At 64.9% G+C, this 17,993-nt stretch carries 21 protein-coding genes; 6 read left to right on the forward strand and 15 right to left on the reverse strand.

Going from position 1 to position 17,993, the window contains the following annotated elements:
• Nucleotides 1-25 precede the first annotated feature (25 nt).
• From BFF94_RS26075 to rfbB, 7 genes are read right to left on the reverse strand one after another with little or no spacing between them, the layout of a single operon-like run.
• Nucleotides 26-778, reverse strand: a complete 753-nt coding sequence (locus tag BFF94_RS26075; RefSeq protein ID WP_128843028.1) for an ABC transporter ATP-binding protein — start codon at nt 776-778, stop codon at nt 26-28.
• Nucleotides 779-788: 10 nt separating this feature from the next.
• Entirely contained in the window at nt 789-1,571 is a 783-nt protein-coding gene (locus BFF94_RS26080; RefSeq protein ID WP_128843027.1) for an ABC transporter permease, read from the reverse strand.
• Between the two features lie 48 nt (nt 1,572-1,619).
• On the reverse strand, nt 1,620-2,480 hold the full coding sequence (locus BFF94_RS26085) for a glycosyltransferase family 2 protein (protein ID WP_128843045.1): 861 nt from the start codon (nt 2,478-2,480) through the stop codon (nt 1,620-1,622).
• A gap of 40 nt (nt 2,481-2,520) precedes the next feature.
• Nucleotides 2,521-3,420 (reverse strand): dTDP-4-dehydrorhamnose reductase, encoded by a 900-nt coding sequence (rfbD, locus tag BFF94_RS26090; RefSeq protein ID WP_128843026.1) that lies wholly within the window; start codon nt 3,418-3,420, stop codon nt 2,521-2,523.
• Complete coding sequence (gene rfbC / locus BFF94_RS26095) at nt 3,413-3,964, reverse strand: dTDP-4-dehydrorhamnose 3,5-epimerase (protein WP_128843025.1); 552 nt, start codon at nt 3,962-3,964, stop codon at nt 3,413-3,415. The genes rfbD and rfbC overlap by 8 nt, the downstream gene beginning before the upstream one ends.
• Complete coding sequence (rfbA, locus tag BFF94_RS26100) at nt 3,949-4,842, reverse strand: glucose-1-phosphate thymidylyltransferase RfbA (protein ID WP_128843024.1); 894 nt, start codon at nt 4,840-4,842, stop codon at nt 3,949-3,951. Before rfbA ends, rfbC begins: the two co-directional genes overlap by 16 nt.
• A gap of 11 nt (nt 4,843-4,853) precedes the next feature.
• Nucleotides 4,854-5,915: a dTDP-glucose 4,6-dehydratase gene (rfbB, locus tag BFF94_RS26105; protein ID WP_128843023.1), complete on the reverse strand. Its 1,062-nt coding sequence runs from the start codon at nt 5,913-5,915 to the stop codon at nt 4,854-4,856.
• Between the two features lie 349 nt (nt 5,916-6,264).
• On the opposite strand from rfbB, the gene BFF94_RS26110 reads away from it, so the two are divergent.
• Complete coding sequence (locus tag BFF94_RS26110; protein ID WP_128843022.1) at nt 6,265-7,101, forward strand: symmetrical bis(5'-nucleosyl)-tetraphosphatase; 837 nt, start codon at nt 6,265-6,267, stop codon at nt 7,099-7,101.
• 86 nt (nt 7,102-7,187) lie between these two features.
• Entirely contained in the window at nt 7,188-8,186 is a 999-nt protein-coding gene (locus tag BFF94_RS26115) for a glycosyltransferase family 2 protein (RefSeq protein ID WP_128843021.1), read from the forward strand.
• A 34-nt stretch (nt 8,187-8,220) separates the two neighbouring features.
• On the opposite strand, the gene BFF94_RS26120 is transcribed toward BFF94_RS26115, so the two are convergent.
• The 8 genes from BFF94_RS26120 to BFF94_RS26155 all read right to left on the reverse strand — a co-directional run bounded on the left by BFF94_RS26120 (nt 8,221) and on the right by BFF94_RS26155 (nt 14,815).
• Nucleotides 8,221-9,078 (reverse strand): lysophospholipid acyltransferase family protein, encoded by an 858-nt coding sequence (locus BFF94_RS26120; protein ID WP_219140024.1) that lies wholly within the window; start codon nt 9,076-9,078, stop codon nt 8,221-8,223.
• 19 nt (nt 9,079-9,097) lie between these two features.
• Nucleotides 9,098-10,375 carry a dihydroorotase gene (locus tag BFF94_RS26125; RefSeq protein ID WP_219140025.1) on the reverse strand — a complete coding sequence of 426 codons (1,278 nt, stop codon included), beginning with the start codon at nt 10,373-10,375 and terminating at the stop codon, nt 9,098-9,100.
• A gap of 52 nt (nt 10,376-10,427) precedes the next feature.
• On the reverse strand, nt 10,428-11,459 hold the full coding sequence (locus BFF94_RS26130; protein ID WP_128843020.1) for an aspartate carbamoyltransferase catalytic subunit: 1,032 nt from the start codon (nt 11,457-11,459) through the stop codon (nt 10,428-10,430).
• A gap of 73 nt (nt 11,460-11,532) precedes the next feature.
• A complete protein-coding gene (gene pyrR, locus BFF94_RS26135; RefSeq protein WP_219140026.1) occupies nt 11,533-12,045 on the reverse strand; it encodes a bifunctional pyr operon transcriptional regulator/uracil phosphoribosyltransferase PyrR in 513 nt (170 codons plus the stop codon).
• Nucleotides 12,032-12,481, reverse strand: a complete 450-nt coding sequence (ruvX, locus tag BFF94_RS26140) for a Holliday junction resolvase RuvX (protein ID WP_128848654.1) — start codon at nt 12,479-12,481, stop codon at nt 12,032-12,034. Before ruvX ends, pyrR begins: the two co-directional genes overlap by 14 nt.
• The gene (locus BFF94_RS26145; RefSeq protein ID WP_128848656.1) at nt 12,478-13,056 is read right to left on the reverse strand and encodes a YqgE/AlgH family protein; all 579 of its coding nucleotides are present in this window, start codon (nt 13,054-13,056) and stop codon (nt 12,478-12,480) included. The genes ruvX and BFF94_RS26145 overlap by 4 nt, the downstream gene beginning before the upstream one ends.
• 182 nt (nt 13,057-13,238) lie before the next feature.
• On the reverse strand, nt 13,239-14,540 hold the full coding sequence (locus BFF94_RS26150; protein ID WP_219140027.1) for a hypothetical protein: 1,302 nt from the start codon (nt 14,538-14,540) through the stop codon (nt 13,239-13,241).
• Nucleotides 14,541-14,644: 104 nt separating this feature from the next.
• Nucleotides 14,645-14,815, reverse strand: a complete 171-nt coding sequence (locus tag BFF94_RS26155) for a rubredoxin (protein WP_004186709.1) — start codon at nt 14,813-14,815, stop codon at nt 14,645-14,647.
• 253 nt (nt 14,816-15,068) lie between these two features.
• On the opposite strand from BFF94_RS26155, the gene BFF94_RS26160 reads away from it, so the two are divergent.
• The 4 genes from BFF94_RS26160 (at nt 15,069) to BFF94_RS26175 (ending at nt 17,923) form a co-directional block, all read left to right on the forward strand.
• Nucleotides 15,069-15,935, forward strand: coding sequence for a hydroxymethylpyrimidine/phosphomethylpyrimidine kinase (locus BFF94_RS26160; RefSeq protein ID WP_128843847.1), 867 nt, complete (start codon nt 15,069-15,071; stop codon nt 15,933-15,935).
• Nucleotides 15,936-16,356: 421 nt separating this feature from the next.
• Nucleotides 16,357-16,839, forward strand: a complete 483-nt coding sequence (locus BFF94_RS26165) for an Hcp family type VI secretion system effector (protein ID WP_128843848.1) — start codon at nt 16,357-16,359, stop codon at nt 16,837-16,839.
• Nucleotides 16,840-16,854: 15 nt separating this feature from the next.
• Nucleotides 16,855-17,469 carry a peptidoglycan recognition protein family protein gene (locus BFF94_RS26170; RefSeq protein WP_128843849.1) on the forward strand — a complete coding sequence of 205 codons (615 nt, stop codon included), beginning with the start codon at nt 16,855-16,857 and terminating at the stop codon, nt 17,467-17,469.
• 4 nt (nt 17,470-17,473) lie between these two features.
• Nucleotides 17,474-17,923, forward strand: a complete 450-nt coding sequence (locus tag BFF94_RS26175) for a hypothetical protein (RefSeq protein ID WP_128843850.1) — start codon at nt 17,474-17,476, stop codon at nt 17,921-17,923.
• The last annotated feature ends 70 nt before the right edge of the window (nt 17,924-17,993 follow it).

Below are 17,993 nucleotides of genomic sequence, written 5' to 3' on the forward strand. Positions count from 1 at the left end.
CTGTCGGCGTTCCATTTCACCGCGATCATTCGCCCACCGAGGCCGCGTATTGCGACACAACGTCTTCAACCTCCCCGAATGCGCGCACACGTCCACGCTCCATCCAGAGCGCCTTGTTGCACACCTTGCGAATTTCCCTGTTCGAGTGCATCGCGAGCACGACGATCTCGGCACGGTCATGCAACTCTTCGAGGCGCGCCTCAGCCTTATGCATGAACGAAGCGTCGCCAACACCCATGACTTCGTCAAGCAACAGGATCTCGGCATCGACCGACGTCGACACGGCAAAGGCGAGTCGCATCTTCATCCCGCTGGAATACGTGCGGATAGGAAGATCGAGATAGTCGCCCAATTCGCTGAACGCGGCGATATCGCTCTGCTTCTCGCGAATCTCGGCGTCGGACATACCGAGCAGCAGGCCGCGCAAACGGATGTTTTGCATGCCCGTCGAGTTCTCGTCCATGCCGAGGCTGATGTCGAGCAAAGGCACGGCCTTGCCTTCTCGAGACAGAGTACCGGACGTCGGAGGATAAATGCCCGCCATTGCACGCAGTAGCGTCGACTTCCCTGCGCCGTTGTGCCCGATGAGCCCCACGCGATCGCCGCGTTCAAAGCGAAAACTCAGGTCGTCGAGCGCACGTACCACGATGACACCGTCGTTGCCTTCGGCAATCCGGTTGCGTCGTCCCATGCGAAGCACCTGTTTCTTCAGCGAACGGCCCTGCACGTCGTAGATCGGCAGATCCAGCGTCACGTTCTTTAGTTCGATGTGTGCCATGTCGCCCTCTTCAGATCCAGTACGGCAGACGTTTCAGATAACGACCGGTCATCAGCAACGCGATCGGCCATCCGATGACCGCCATGCCAATGGTCACTTCCCACGTCAGCGCACTGGGCATTTGCCCAATCAACGGACCGCGCACGACATCGATCAGGTACGCAAGCGGATTCCATTCGACGATGAATGAAAACCGGTTCAGCGCATCGGGACGGAAGATGATGGGCGTGACATAGAAGGCGACCTGAAGCAGCGCACCGATAATCTGCGGAAGATCGCGAAAGCGTGCCGACAACAAACTTGTCAGCATTGCGATCCACATCGCATTCAGCACGTAGATGAGCAACCCGGGAATGAACATCGGCAGCGTCTCCCAGCTCTTGACGCCGAAGATCACCAGAAGACCGATGACGATCACGAAGTTGTGGGCCAGAACGATCAAGTTCCGCCATACGACCTGCAGAATGTAAATCAGCTTCGGCGTGGGAACCTGTCTGATGTAGGACCCGCTACTGATATACGCAATGCTCCCCTCCTGAATCGTCTGCGAGAAAAGCCCCCATAGCACGATGCTCGACGCAAGGAACGGCAGATATTCGTTCATCTTCTGCCCGAACAACGTGCCATAAACGACACCGAGCGAAGTAATCATCACGCCCATGCTGATCGTGAGCCAGAACGGCCCGACTCGCGAGCGCGCGTAGCGCTGCCGGATTTCGAGCCAGCCGAGCAGCGTCCACAACCGCCAGGACGCGATGCTCTGTTTGAGGTCAGCAAGTGAAAGAGTCAGCATGCAAGCTTTCTAATTGAGTGAAGATTGAAAAACAGCGTCCCGTGCGCGTCACAGCGCACCGGTACGACCGGTCAGTCCGTGCCAGATTCCCAGCAGTGACAACCGCAGGTGCGCGAGGCGAGGTTGCATGAACAACGCGTAGATCGCAAGCCGGACCGGCATCTTGACGAGCTCCGTCGACTTCCAGCTCCATGGCACATAGGCGCGCCGGATCAGCGCGATCGCATTGCGGAACAGATAATAATGCCGAACCGGGCCGTGGCCAGGGTAGCTTCGTCCGAAAACCCTGACCGGCTCGCCGCCCAGCTCGTGCGTCAGCCGCAACGCCGGCGCCCCGAGCACGGAATATCCTTTCGAACGCGCCCGGACACACCATTCGAGATCGACGAAGTCGATGAACAGCGCGTCGTCCATCGGGCCAATGTCGCGCCACACGTCGAGGTTCACGCACGATCCCGACGTAATCAGGAAGTCGACGTCGATCGGCTGCACCCCTTCCGGCTGAATGCGGCGCAGCTTCAGGTAGCCGAAGCGGACGAACGGCGCCACACCGCCCAGTCGCGCATCCTCGTACGCGGGCCCGACCAGCGCCACGCGATGCTTGCGCATGCGCTCGGCCGCTAGCGTCCGGGGCAATTCCACCAGCAATTCGTCCGAGGGTTCGCTATCCTGATCGAACAGCAATGCCGACCGGCAACCCGTCGCGATCAGTCGTTCGATACCCTGGTTGAGCGCCGTCGCAATACCGAGGTTCGCCCCGTTCGCGATATAGTCGATGCGTGCGTCGAGCCCAAGCGCGTCCGGCGCGGGCACGCTCTCCGTGTTGTCGACCACGACGCATGGCCATACTTTGGCAAGTCGATTCGCGCGCGCCACGCAACCGTGATCCGGTCGATAAAACACGATCACGACACCGGTACGCTCCTGATGCGGGGGATGCTGGCCCAAGTTACTCACTCAGGCACAGCTTCAGCGAATCGGCCCAGTCCGGCAACCGCAACCCGAACGCTTCGGTCAGCTTGTCGTGCGACAGTCGCGAATTGGACGGGCGTTTGGCAGGCACCGGATAGTCGCTCGCCGGAATAGGCACGACCTTCGGCGCACGCTCACCCAACGCATTCGCAAGAATGGCTTCGGCAAAACCGTGCCACGAAGTCGCGCCGGCCGACGTGAAGTGATAAACGCCGGAATGCTGCGCCCACCAGTCCGCACCATCGGTCGCCAACGCCTGGGCCACGATGTGCGATGTTGCCGTTGCGATGGTTTTCGACCAGGTCGGCGCGCCGATCTGGTCAGCGACCACGCGCAGCTCCGGACGCTCGCTGCCGAGCTTCAGCATCGTCAGCAGGAAGTTCTTGCCGCGACGCCCGTACACCCAGCTCGTCCGCAGGATCAGGTGCGCGCACCCTGCTGCCGCGATGGCCTGCTCGCCTTCGAGCTTGGTCAGCCCGTACACATTCTGCGGATTGGTCGCGTCCGTTTCGACGTAGGCGCACTCTTTGGTGCCGTCGAACACGTAGTCGGTCGAATAGTGAACCAGCGCCGCGCCGCTGCGCGCTGCCTCCTCCGCCAGCACGCGCGGCACCTCGGCATTCAGACGACGCGCGGCGTCGACGTCCGTTTCAGCCTTGTCGACGGCGGTATACGCAGCCGGATTCACGATGATCAACGGTTTCAGGTCACGCACGACGCTGCGCACCCGCTCGAGATCGGACAGATCGAGCATCGAGCGGTCGCACGCGACCACACGCCCCAGGCCTTGCAGCGAACGCAGCAGTTCGAATCCGACCTGCCCGTTCACGCCGGTCACGAGGATCGTCGGTTCAGCTTTCACACCCACCTCACGCATAGACTTCGGCTTCGCTCAGACGCTTGCCGGCCGCATCCTTCGCGGCCAGCAACGGCTCGAAATCGATCGGCCATTCGATCCCGATCTCGGGATCGTTCCACACGATGCTGCGCTCGTGCTCCGGGAACCAGTAATCGGTCGTCTTGTAGAGGAATTGCGCAGCCTCCGACAGCACGACGAAACCGTGCGCAAAGCCGGGCGGCACCCACAGCTGCCGATGGTTATCGTTCGACAAGACGACCCCCACCCACTTGCCGAAGTTCGGCGAACCCTTGCGAATATCGACTGCAACGTCGAACACCTCGCCCTCGACCACACGAACAAGCTTGCCCTGTGCGTGCTGGATCTGATAATGCAGCCCGCGCAACACGCCCTTCGACGAACGCGAATGGTTGTCCTGCACGAATTCGATACCGGGTTCGACCTGCTCGGCGAATTCCTGCCCATTGAAGCTCTCGTAGAAGAACCCGCGCGCATCGCCGAACACTTTCGGTTCGATGATCTTGACTTCCGGCAACGCCGTCGCCGTTACTTGGATGGCCATGCGACTTGATCCATGAGAATGTTCTTGAGGTACTGACCGTAGGCGTTCTTCGCGAGCGGCTGTGCGAGCTTCAGCACCTGCTCCGCATCGATCCAGTTGCGGCGATAGGCGATTTCCTCCGGACACGCGACCACGAGGCCCTGCCGCTTCTGCAGCGTCGCGATGAAGCTGGCCGCCTCGATCAGCGAATCGTGCGTGCCGGTATCGAGCCACGCGTAGCCACGGCCCATGATCTCGACGTTCAGTGCGCCGTCGGCGAGATACCGCGAGTTGACGTCGGTGATTTCCAGCTCGCCACGCGGCGACGGCTTGATATCGGCCGCGATGTCGCACACGCGGTTGTCGTAGAAGTACAGACCGGTCACCGCGTAGTGCGAACGCGGCTTGGCCGGCTTCTCCTCGATCGACAGCGCGCGGAACGACTTGTCGAACTCGACGACACCATAACGCTCCGGATCATGCACGTGATACGCAAACACGGTCGCGCCGGTTTCCTGCGCATGCGCACGCTCGAGTTGCTTCGCCAGGTCGTGGCCGTAGAAGATGTTGTCACCGAGAATCAGCGCCGACGGATCGTTGCCGACGAACTCCTTGCCGATGATGAACGCCTGCGCGAGACCGTCGGGCGACGGCTGCACCGCGTACTGGATATTCATCCCCCACTGGCTGCCGTCGCCGAGCATCGCTTCGAAGCGCGGCGTGTCCTGGGGCGTCGAAATGATCAACACGTCGCGAATACCCGCGATCATCAGCGTCGACAGCGGATAGTAGATCATCGGCTTGTCGTACACCGGCAGGAGCTGCTTCGATACGACGTGCGTGATCGGATACAGCCGTGTGCCGGAACCGCCGGCGAGAATGATGCCTTTGCGTGCCATCGCTTCTCTCCTCAGGTACGTTTTGCGTAGTTCGTCTCGACCCACTTGCGGTACTCGCCCGATGCGACTTCATCGGCCCAGACCTGATTGTCGAGATACCAGTCGACCGTCTTCGCCAGACCGGTCTCGAACGTTTCCGCAGGCTTCCAGCCGAGCTCGCGCTCGAGCTTGCGTGCATCGATCGCATAACGGCGGTCATGGCCGGGGCGATCCGTCACATAGGTAATCTGGTCGCGGTACGAACCCGCCGCCTTCGGGCGGGCCTTGTCGAGCAGATCGCACAGCGTGTGCACAACTTCGAGGTTCTTCTTCTCGTTCCAGCCGCCGACGTTGTAGGTCTCGCCGGGCACGCCACGCGCGAGCACTTCGCGAATCGCACTGCAGTGGTCGCCGACATACAGCCAGTCGCGCACGTTCTGACCGTCGCCATAAACGGGCAGCGGCTTGCCGGCAAGCGCGTTCGCGATCATCAGCGGAATCAGCTTCTCGGGGAACTGGTACGGGCCGTAGTTGTTCGAACAGTTCGTCGTCAGCGTCGGCAGGCCGTACGTATGATGGTAAGCGCGCACCAGATGGTCAGAGCCCGCCTTCGTCGCGGAATACGGGCTGTTCGGCGCGTACGGCGTCGTCTCGGAGAATTGCGGATCGGTCGCGGACAGCGAGCCGAACACCTCGTCGGTCGACACGTGCAGGAAGCGAAACGCGGCCTTGTCGGCGTCGCTCAGGCCGTTCCAGTATTGGCGGGTTGCCTCGAGCAGCGTGAACGTGCCGACGACGTTGGTCTGCACGAAATCGGCGGGACCATGGATCGAGCGATCGACGTGGCTTTCCGCCGCGAAGTGCAGCACGGCACGGGGCTTGTGCTCGGCAAGCAGCGCATCGAGCGCATCACGGTCGCAGATGTCGACGCGCGCAAACACATGCTTCGGGTTCCCGTCCAGCGACTGCAGCGTGCGCAGGTTCCCTGCGTACGTCAGCTTGTCGACGTTGAGCACGGCTTCGTCGGATGCGCGTAGCCAGTCGAGTACAAAATTGGCACCGATAAAACCCGCGCCGCCCGTAACCAGGATCATGAGGCTCCCTCTAGTAATGCGCGGCGAACACCGTCAAGCGTTTGCCGCATCAGATTCGCAAGTGCCAGCAACCAGCAACTTGTGACCGTTATGTCAGACCGGGAATTTTAACCGCTCGACATGGCTTCCAAAGTCATGAAATGCTAATTTTGTTGGGGGAACCGACAATTATAGGGAGCCCCCCTGCGCAATTGCCACGCCGCTAACAACTTGATACAGCGCTCCGAACCCTTACCGAATGCGAAATTTTTTGCCATTTTATTAAATTATCGGGAATATAAATTTCTATAAACCATCATTTCTGGATAATTCTTCCTACCCCGTCGACACGCGCAAAATCCGCCGCCCTATGACTCGCACCCCCATCGCCATCGGCGACATCCAAGGCTGTCATTCCGCTTTCCAGTCGCTGCTCGAAAAGCTTTCGCCCCCCGCCGACACCCCGCTCTGGATCGCCGGCGACGTCGTCAACCGCGGGTCGGGCTCCCTCGCCGCGCTGCGCGCGCTCGTCGACCTCGGCCCGCGTGCGACCGTCGTCCTCGGCAATCACGACCTCCACCTGCTCGCCGTCTCTGCCGGCCTGCGCACCGAACGCCCGGGCGACACGATCGGCGAGATCCTCGACGCTCCCGACGCCGAAGCCCTGCTCGACTGGGTGCGCCACCGCCCGTTCGCGCACTTCGAACACGGCATGCTGCTCGTCCACGCAGGCGTACTGCCGCAATGGGACACCACGCTCGCGCTGGAACTCGCCGACGAACTCCAGCGCGCGCTGCGCGCGCCCGACTGGCGCGACTCGCTGCAGAAGCTGTACGGCAATGAGCCGAACCAGTGGAGCGCGGACCTGAAGAAACGCGACCGGATGCGCGTCGCGTTCAACGCATTCACGCGCTTGCGCTTCTGCACGCCCGACGGCGCAATGGAATTCAAGGCGAACGGCGGCCCCGACAGCGCGCCGCCAGGCTACCTGCCGTGGTTCGACGTACCGGGGCGCCGCACGGCGGACGTGACGGTCGTGTTCGGCCACTGGGCCGCGCTCGGCCTAATGCTGCGCGACAACGTAGTCGCGCTCGATTCGGGATGCGTATGGGGAAACCAGTTGTCTGCCGTGCGGCTGACGGCCGATCCGGCGCAGCGCACGGTCACGCAGGTGCAGTGCGAAGCGTGCGGTACGTCGGGGGAATGAATCCCCCGTGAACCTGCAGGAAAAACACCTCGACTTCGCACGGTAAATTCCGGAAAGTACACGATGTCCGGATATCGAGGAAATCAATGAGCAGCCTGCCGCCCGACTTTTCTGCCGAAGCGTATTTGCTGTTGCATCCCGACGTACGCGCTGCCCGCGTCGATCCGGCGCAGCATTACCTCGAGCACGGCCAACGTGAAGGCCGCCAATATCTGCCGGCGCCAATCCCCCGTCGGGAAGCACTGCCCGGCGAGTCCGGATTCCTGCCCCTGCCGCTGGTCGTCATTTCGTACAACCGGGGCGCGATGCTCCGGCGCGTCATCGCGTCGTACTGGCGCCAGAGCGTGCCCGTGGAGATCGTCGTCCACGACAATGGCAGCAGTGATCCTGAAACGCTGCGCGTGCTCGACGAACTCGAGCACGATCGAATCCGCGTGTTCAAGCGGGCATCCATTTCGGACGCCAACGAACTGAATCTCGTCGACGAAACCGTATCGGCGGTGTTTTCGTCCCGAGAATCTGGCCCGTACATCGTGACGGACTGCGATATCGACCTCGCCGAATCGAGCCCCGATGCGATCGTGGTCTATCTCGAACTGTTGAACGCATTTTCGGACATCGAGTGCGTCGGTCCGATGCTGAAAATTGACGACATCCGGAAAAGCTACCCGCTCTTCGGGCGCGTGATGAACCGCCATATCAGCCAGTTCTGGCACCAGCGTCCCGAAATCAGCACGATCGGCGGCCGGGAGATCGCGCACCTGCACGCGCCGATCGACACGACCTTTGCCGTGCATCGCTCCGCGCAGCCGTTCCGGCGCCTGAAGCCGGGCATGCGCGTGTACACGCCGTTCGACGGCCGACATCTCGACTGGTATCCGCACGAGCAGCAGAACGACAACCGTCCCGTGTCGGATGTCTACCAGCGCGCATCGTCACCGGAGATTTCTCACTGGGACAATCAAGCGTACCTGAGCGCGTATTCGTCCGAACAACCGGAATACCACGACTATGTCGTCGTCAGGCGACACGCATCCGGAGCACTCGGGATCGAGACGCAGCGCATCGCCGACCATCCCGACTGACCACCCCGGAGTCGGCACACCGCGCACTGGCGCGTCAGCCCTCGCGCCCTGCCACCGGCTCGTCAGCGGCGCCTTCGCCGGCCGCACCCGCACCGATCTCGGTCGCCGGATACGCATGCGTGGCCAGCTCCGCGAGCGACTCGGCCGACGGCTTGCCGACCTTCGCCTGCAGCGTCGCGAGCGCGGCCGCGATCGCATCGCGCGCCGCCGCGGACGTCGTCCGCCGGTCGCCGCCCGGCGCGATCGGTTCGCACACGTACAGGTGCGCGACGAGCGGGCCGCCGCGCAACACCATGTCGAGCGACTTGCCGAGCGACAGCTCGCCCGTGTAGGCCGGCGCGACCGACTGCCGCCGCTGCGCGTCCTCGTACATCAGGCAGATCGGCTGCACCGCGCAGCCGGCCGATACCGCGGCCTGGAACAGGTTCGCATGGAACGGCAGCAGTTCCTGCCCGTCGGTCGTCGTCCCTTCCGGGAACACACACATCACGCCGCCGTTGCGCAGGCGATCGGCCATCTCGTGCATGATCCGCATCGCCTCGGTGCGCTTCTCGCGCTGCAGGAACACGGTGTCGAGCTTCTCGGCAAGCCAGCCGACCACCGGCCACTGCCGCACCTCGGCCTTCGACACGAACGGCGTCGGCCGCCACGCGTTGATCGCATAAATATCGAGCCACGACACGTGATTGCCGACCACGAGCGCGCTCGCGTCGAGCCGTGCGCCGTCGTTATGGACGACGATACGCATCCCGCAGATCCGCAGCATCTTGAGCGACCAGCGGCGCGTCATCTCGGCGCGGTGCGCAGGCGTGACGTGCGAAAAACGCAGCGCGACGGTCGCCATGCCGCGCAACAGGTGAAAGACGAGACGCAGCTTGCGAAGGGCGGTCATGGCGAGGGTCCGGCGTGGTTCAGTGGCGCTCGAACGCGACCTGCCCGGCAACGAGCGTCGTGCGCACGCAAGCGGGCAGTTCGTAGCCGAGGAACGGCGAGTTGTGGCCCTGGCTCTTCAGCGCACGCGGCTCGACGCGCCAGTGCGCGCGCGGGTCGAACACGCAGAGATCGGCCGCGCCGCCTTCGGCCAGGCGGCCGGCCGGCAGCTTCAGCACGTCGGCCGGCGCGGACGTGATGCGGCTCAATGCCTGCGCAAGCGGCGTGCGCGTCTCGTCCGCCCATTTCAGCGTCAGCGACAGCAGCAGCTCGAGGCCCGTCGCACCGGGCGTCGCTTCGCCGAACGGCAGCAGCTTCTCGTCGTCGTCGACGGGCGTGTGGTCGGAGCAGATCGCATCGATCGTGCCGTCGGCGAGCGCCGCGCGGATCGCTTCGCGATCGCGTTCGCTGCGCAGCGGCGGATCGAGCCGGAACTGCGAATCGAAGTAGCCGATGTCGACGTCGATCAGGTGCAGGTGGTTCACCCCGACGTCGCAGCTCACGGGCAGCCCCTCGGCCTTCGCCTCGCGCACTAGCGCGAGGCCGGCCGCCGACGACAATCGCGCGAGGTGCACGCGCGCGCCCGTCACGCGCATCAGCTCGAAAATGGTATGCAGCGCGATCGTCTCGGCCGCGACCGGCACGCCGGACAGCCCGAGCCGCGACGCGAGGGGGCCGCTCGCGGCGACGCCGCCGCGGCCGATGAACGCGTCGAGCGGGCGCAGCCACGTGGTGTAGTCGTAGGTGCTCGCATACTGCAGCGCGCGCAGCAGCACCTGCGTGTCGCGCACCGGCACGTTGGCGTGCGTGAAGCCGACGCAGCCGGATTCGGTCAGCGCGACCATCTCGGTGATCACTTCACCCTTGAGGCCGACCGTCAGCGCGCCGAGCGGATGCACGTTCGCCTGGTGCAGGTTGCGTGCGCGGAACTTCAGCATCTCGACGAGGCCCGGCTCGTCGAGCACGGGGTCGGTGTCCGGCGGGCACACGAGGGTCGTGACGCCGCCCGCGACGGCCGCGGCCATCTCGGACGCGAGCGTCGCCTTGTGCTCGTAGCCGGGCTCGCGCAGCCGCGCGCACAGGTCGACGAGGCCGGGCGCGACGATCAGGCCCGACGCGTCGATGGTCTTCGCGGCGTTGAAATCGGCCGGCGCCGTGCCGATCGCGGCGATCTTGCCGGCCGCGACGAATACGTCGGCCTGCCGCTCGGTGCCGGCGACCGGGTCGATCAGCGTGCCGCCTTTGATATGAATCTTCATGCGCTGTCTAGTGAATGCGTTGATTGCGTGAAAAGGATGCGCGAAAGCGGGCTCAGTCGTGGTTGCCGGCGACGATGCCCATCACCGCCATCCGCACGGCGATGCCGAACGTGACCTGGTTGAGGATCACGGACTGCGGACCGTCGGCGACCTGCGAATCGATCTCGACGCCGCGATTCATCGGGCCCGGGTGCATCACGATCGCGTCGGGTGCGGCAAGCGCGAGGCGCTCGGGTGTCAGGCCCCAGGTCTTGAAGTATTCCTGCGCGGACGGCAGCAGCGCGCCGCTCATCCGCTCGTTCTGCAGGCGCAGCATGATGATCACGTCGACGCCCTTCAGCCCCTCGTCGAGGTTGTGGAACACCTTCACGCCCATCTGCTCGAGGCCGCCCGGCAGCAGCGTGCGCGGGCCGATCGCGCGCACTTCCGGCACGCCGAGCGTGGTGAGCGCGTGGATATCCGAGCGCGCGACGCGCGAGTGGAGGATGTCGCCGACGATCGCCACGCGCAGCTTCGTGAAGTCGCGCTTGTAGTGACGGATCGTGTACATGTCGAGCAGGCCCTGCGTCGGGTGCGCATGACGGCCGTCGCCGGCATTGATCACGTGCACGTGCGGCGCGCAGTGCTCGGCGATCAGGTACGGCGCGCCGCTCGACGCGTGGCGCACGACGAACAGGTCGGCATGCATCGCCGACAGGTTGTTGATCGTGTCGAGCAGCGATTCGCCCTTGCTCGTCGACGACGCATTGATGTTCAGGTTCAGCACGTCGGCCGACAGGCGCGTCGCGGCAATCTCGAAGGTCGTGCGCGTGCGCGTCGAGTTCTCGAAGAACAGGTTGAAGACGGACTTGCCGCGCAGCAGCGGCACCTTCTTCACTTCACGGTCCGTCACGCTGACGAACTGCTCGGCCGTATCGAGGATGTGGTTGACGATCGAGCGCGGCAGGCCCTCGATCGACAGCAGATGCTTCAGCTCGCCGTTTTTCGTGAGCTGCGGGTTGCCCTTCAGGAAACCGTAGCGAAACCGGTCGGGGCTCGCGGCCGCGGCGGGATTGCCGGTGCGGCCAGTGGTGTCGGTGGTCATGGTGTGCGTGATTCCAACTATGCAAACGGGCCGCGGCGCAAGCCGGCGGCCCGGGATACGGTTCGCGTTTCGCTCAGGCGCCGTGTGCCTCGACGCGCAGCGTGAACTGCGCATCGTCGCGCGCGAGCACGAGCGTCGCGCCGGCCGGCACGTCGAGAGCGCCGCCCGCGAAGCGCGCGGCAACCGGCAGCTCGCGGCCGCCGCGATCGGCGAGCACCGCGAGCTCGACCGCGGCCGGACGGCCGTAGTCGAACAGCTCGTTGAGCGCCGCGCGCACGGTGCGCCCGGTGTACAGCACGTCGTCGACGAGCACGATGCGCGCGCCGTCGACGTCGAACGGCAGCGACGTCGGGCTGGCCTGGCTGTGCAGCCCCTTCTTCGCGTAGTCGTCGCGATGCAGCGCGACGTTCACGACGCCGAATGCCGGCGCGCCGAGATCGCGCGCGAGGCGCTCGGCAAGCCACGCGCCGCCGCTGTAAATGCCGGCGAGCCGCGGGCCGCCCGGTTCGGCGAAAGCCGTGCCGTACGCGGCGCGGACCTGGTCGAGCAGGACGCGGTAAAGCGCCTCGGCGTCAATGGTGCTCATGGTCGGACAATTGATCGAGATACTGTTGAAGGATGACGCGCGCGGCCTCGGCATCGAGCATCTCGGCCCGGGCGCGGCCGCGCACGTTGCGCTCGCGCAGCCCGGCTTCGGCCTCGACCGACGAATAGCGCTCGTCGACCCACGTGACGGGCAGCCCGAAGCGGCCGTTCAGTTGGTTGCCGAAACGCTTCGCCTGCTGCGTCATGTCGTGCGGCGTGCCGTCCGGATGCATCGGCAGGCCGACGACGAGCGCGTCCGGCCGCCATTCGGCCAGCAGGTCGCCGACCGCCTTGAAGCGGTGTTCGCGGTTCAGGTTCTGGATCACGACGAGCGCACGGGCCGAGCGCGTCAGCGCATTGCCGATCGCGACGCCGATACGCTTCTCGCCGTAGTCGAACGCCATGAGCGTCGCATCGCGCGCGCTCGCGCCACTCATGCGTGCCCTGCTTCGCCGGACAGCATCGCCGAGCTGACGCCGAGCAGGCCGAGCGCGGCTTCGAAGCGCTCCTCGGCCGGCGTGTCGAACACGATGCGCGGATCGGCGGCCACGGTCAGCCAGCCGTTGCGGGAAATTTCTTCCTCGAGCTGCCCTGCCCCCCAGCCCGCATGGCCGAGCGTCAGCAGGAAGCGCTTCGGGCCGGTGCCCGTCGCGACCGCCTCGAGCACGTCCTTCGACGTCGTCATTTCCAGCCCGCCCTCGACGGACATCGACGAGTTGTAGCTCGCGCCCTCCACCGGCTCGTGCAGCACGAAGCCGCGCTCGGTCTGGACCGGGCCGCCGAAGTACACCGGAATGTGCAGCAGCGGCTCGATGTCGAGCTTCAGGTCGATGCGGTTGAACAGCGATTCGAGGTCGATGTCGGTGGGACGGTTGATGACGAGGCCGAGCGCACCGCGCTCGCTGTGATCGCAAAGATAGACCACCGTTCCCGAAAACGTCGGATCGGCCATGTTGGGCATGGCGATCAGGAACTGGTTGGTGAGATTGATGCGATCGGAAGGCTTTGACATGGTTTGAATTTTAGCAAAGACGCCGCGACCTGACCGGGCCGCGATCAACAAGCAACGCCGCGCCACGCTGGCAACGGCGCGCGCGGATCACACGGCACTCTAACACGCGCGCGGGCGCTGTCGGCAGCGTGTTGCGGGCCCGCGCGGCAAGGGCTGCCATCGCGTGTCCGTCCCCTTGTTCGTCAGGTCCGGCCGAGCGCCGCACCGAGCGCTTCGGACGCCGCGGTGAGGTCCGGCGGCGCAACGCCGGCCGCGATCTTCAGCAACGCCGCGCGCAACATGTCGGACGCGTGACCGTGCGCATCGAGGCCGCCGTCGGCGAGCGGCACGCCGTGCGCCGCACGGCGCCACGCCAGGCCGAGCGTGTCGGCCAGGAGCGCCGCGTGGCCGAGCCCGAGCGCGCACGCGGCCGTACCGACCCGGTAGGCGGCCGCGGACGCGTGCCACGCGGCACCCGGGTCGGCCGCGGCCGGATCGGCCGCGAGGTCGGCCATCGACGCATCGGCCGTCTGCAGGAAATCCTCATAGGCATGCGCGTTGACCGTCACGACGCCGAGCGCGCGGGTCGGCGCGGCGGCGACCGCGTCGTGCTCGGCCCGCGCGGCATCCGCCTCCCACAGCGCTTCGGACGCGGGCGTGCCGGCGACGTGCCAGTCGACCGTCAGCCCGTAGTCGTGCAGCACGTCGACGAGCGCGACATCCTCGGCCGCGGCGCCGAACAGCGCTAAATCGCGCCACAGCAGCGCCACCGTCTCGCGCACGAGCTCGGGCGGCGCGCTGCGCCGGCCCTGCGCGTGCTCGCCGAGCAGCAGGTTCGTCCGCGCGAGAAAGCGCTTCAGCTCGGGCGCGCCGCTTGCGCGCAGCGCGCGCAGGCACGCGGTCGCGAGCCGCCAGAAATCGTACGGCCCGTCGTCGGTGAGCGCGGCCAGCATCGCATCGAGTTCGTCGAGCGCCGCGTCAGGCGCGCCGCGCTCCGCGCGCAGCACGCCGAGCAGCGCCTGCTCGTAGCGGGCGCGGATCCGGGTCGCCAACGCGTCGGGCAGCGCGCGCAGCGTGGCCGGCGGCACCGCGCGGCCGACGAGCGCGAGCGCATCGAGCGGCGCGCTCGCGCGCAGGTCGGCGGCGCTTTGCGCACGCAACGCACGGAAATGCTCGAAGAGAACGGGCGAACAGGCGAGCTCGCGCAGGTTGTGGCGCCCGACGGCCGCGCGGAAATCGCGCAGCGCGGCACGCCAGCCGGCCGAGGTCGGCTCGGCGGCGACGAGCGGCGCGGCGGCCGACAGCTGCCCCGCGAAACGCGCGGCCGGCAGCCAGCCGGCTTCCGCCAGCACGGCCGCGGCTGCGGACAGCGGCGCGGCCGCATCGTCGCGGCGCTCGAATGCCTCGGCGGCCGCCGCAAGCCATGCGTCGGCCGCGCGCACGGCCCCGCCGCGCGGGTTGGGCAGTGCGTCAGGTTGGGGAACGTTCGCCGGATCGGACGTCATGGACACGCGCGCCTGTCATCGTCAAGCCGCTCGCGCGAACCGCGGCGCGCGAGCGCCGGGCCGATGCGAGGCCGGAGCGGGGTGTCCGTGGGCCAAGGGTCCGGTCAGATCTGGACCATCTCGAAGTCTTCCTTGCGGGCGCCGCATTCGGGACACGTCCAGTTGATCGGGACGTCTTCCCAGCGCGTGCCCGGGGCAATGCCCTCTTCGGGCAGCCCGGCTTCTTCGTCGTAAATCCAGCCACAAATCAGGCACATCCAGCTCTTGTATTCCATCTTAAGCCGCGTCGGGAAAGTCGGTAAATTCGGGAGCCATGATGGTACCGTGTCGGGGCCGGACTGCCTAGCAATCGCGCTGGAGTACGGCAACTACGTTGCGCTGTGCTAAAAAATCCGTCGTGCGGGCAGGATTCCACCGCATAATGATCGGAAAGTGCGGCCTGCCGGGCAACACGGGGGCTAAAAAGCCCACTCGCCTCGCCGTCCGCATGTCCGTCGCTTTTCCGTTTTTCTCTTGCCCCATTTTTACATGTCCAGCAACGCCCCTCCGATCGTCCTCACCTTCGGCCTGTCCGATCCCACTGGCGGCTCCGGCATCCAAGCCGATCTGATGACCCTGGCGAGCATGGGCTGTCACGGCGTGTCCGTCCTGACGGGCTACACCGTGCGCGACTCGGCCGCCTGCGATGAAGTGACCGGCCTCGATCCCGACGTCGTCGCCGCCCAGGCGCGCATGCTGCTCGAGGACATGCCGGTTGCCGCGTTCAAGATCGGCGCGGCGACGCGCGCGGAAGTCGTGAGCGCGATCGCCGAGGTCGTCGCCGACTACGACGGCGTGCCGCTCGTGCTCGCGCCGGACTTCACGCTCGACGACGAGCACGTGCTCGCGGCCGACGACCTGCGCGAATCGATCGCCGACCTGCTGGCGCCGCAAACCACGCTGCTGGTCGCCGACTACGCGACGCTGATCGCGCTCGCGCAGCCGGACGGCGACGCCGAGGCGCCGAATCTCGACGCAGCCGTATCGCACCTGCTGTCGCAGGGCTGCGAGTACATCCTGTCGTCCGAGATGGGCTCGCACCGGCTCGTCAACACGCTGTACGGCGAGGAAGGCCAGCTCCGCGAGGATATGTGGGATCGCTCGCCGCACCGGCTGATGGGCATCACCGACACGCTCGGCGCGGCCATCGCGGCGCTGCTCGCGAACGGCCAGGAGCCGCCCGAGGCGGTGCGAGAGGCGCAGGAGTACCTGTATCAGGCCGTACGCGACGCGTTCCGGCCCGGCATGGGCGCGCACCTGCCCGACCGGTTCTTCTGGGCGCGCAGCAACGAAGACTCCGACACGCCGCCGGCCACGAAGGCCGACCTGTTGCCGAGGACGTCGCACCGGCATTGAGTCGCCTGGGGCGGCCAGCGTTTGATCACTCGGACGCCGCCCCCTTCTCGCCCCTTTGCAGCACGCGTTCGTCATGCACTCGGCATCGGCAAGTCAATGCTGATGCACACGGTGTATCGACAACGACCGCCAGTTCGGTGCGCCCCCTCTGAACCTTCGGTTTCCCGCCCCGCGCAGTCCGATATCCGATCCATCGGCTCGCGCAATTCCGCCTATTCAGTCCGACACGGATTCGCGTCATCACGGCCGAATCCGCGTTCGCGCCCGCTCGACTTGACTCGATTCTCGGCTGACCGCTGAATTGACGTCGTACTTTTCAACTCCCGAGCTCGCCAGAAATCGAACCGGTCCCATAGATTGGCCTCCATGCGCGATGTTAGGGTTCGTTTCATTCAATGTGACCGATGCACAGGAGTATGCGATGGCGCAGGATATTTTCCTGAAACTGACCGGCATCAGGGGCGAATCTCGAGATGCCGCTCATCCGGACGAGATCGAGGTATTGGAGTGGGATTGGTCCGCTGCCCAGCTATCGACCACGCTTTCAGGCACCGGTAGCACTGAAGGCAAATGCACGGCCAATGACCTGACCATCGAGCATTATGTCGATCGCGCATCGCCGATCCTCATGCTGCATTGCCTGAAAGGAAATCACATCGAAAACGCCGTTCTCGTCGTGCGCAAGGCTGGCGGCGTGCCGCTCGAATACCTGAAGATCACGCTGGACGAGGTACTGATCACGCGAATCAATTCGGTCGCCAATTTGAACATGGCGCGGCCGCGAGAGGCAGTTCAACTCTCCTTCGCCCGCATCAGGCAAGAGTATGTCGTTCAGAACGCCCAAGGCGGGAGTAGCGGAACGGTCACGGCGGGATACGACATCAAAATCGGCAAAGCGACCTGAGGATCGGAGATAGTCATGCTTTTCATTTCAACGCAGGGCCATGTCGATGCCGAACGCGTGACCGTCAGAATATATTCATCCATCGAACGAGGGCCGATGGAACACGTGAACGGAATCGTCGTCCATCAAACCGGGGGTGCCACTATCTCGAGCACGTTCAATAGCTATAGCAACACCACGCACGTGCCGAACGGCGCCCATTTCCTGATCGACAAGGATGGAACGATCTATCAGACCGCCTCCCTGAACAGAATCACCAATCACGTCGGCAAATTGCAGTCCCGTTGTATCACGACGCTCAAGTGCTCGACCGCGGACCTCCGGGCGGCAAGGCGCGCGTACCAGGCCGGCCCCGCGGCATCCCATCGTCACGAATCCCGGAAAGCGTTTCCGCACCGCTATCCGTCCAACTCGGACGCAATCGGAATCGAACTCGTCGGCATGTACTACCCCAACGAGAAAACCGCGGAGCTGGTCTACGAAAGCGTCACGGCCGAACAGAATTCATCGCTCGAATGGCTGGTTCGCGAATTGTCCGAGACGCTGAACGTCGAGATGAGAGAGGTCTATCGGCACCCGGAGGTCGGGCGCAAGAACGCCACCGAAGCGAGCACGGCACGGTGGGAGTGACGCCATGAATCTCGCCAGATGTGTCGCCGCGGTTGCGTTGTGCGTCCCGATCGCCATCTGCCAAGCCAGAGGGGTAAACGCCGTGACAGTTGAGCAATCCGGCCAGACGTCGAACCCGGACGATCCGATGACGAGGGACGCATGCAAGAACTTCGCGCCGACGGTCGCCCAACTGAAACGGTTCTTTTCCAGAGCCGCGCCGATTGACGGCAAGTTTGTCGTCCATGATTACTACTCGCCCTGCCATTCGAGCGGTACCGTTTCGTTCCCGGACGGTAGTTCGGGGAGGTGGCGCGTTTCCTCCAGCGGCACCGCGTCGCTGACATGGGCATCGAACGACAACACGGTCTATCTCTACAACGGCCGCCACAACGGCTGGCACGATCCGTTCGCGTGCAGCTACGGCCTCCACGACGAAGATGACGAGGCTTCGTGCTACCTGCCTGGCTTCTGATCCCGATCGCTCTTGAAGCACCCATAAAAAAAGACCCGCATCGCTGCGGGTCTTTTCTTTTGGCTGGAAC

The sequence above is a fragment of the Burkholderia catarinensis genome, assembly GCF_001883705.2.
Classification (GTDB): Bacteria; Pseudomonadota; Gammaproteobacteria; order Burkholderiales; family Burkholderiaceae; genus Burkholderia; species Burkholderia catarinensis.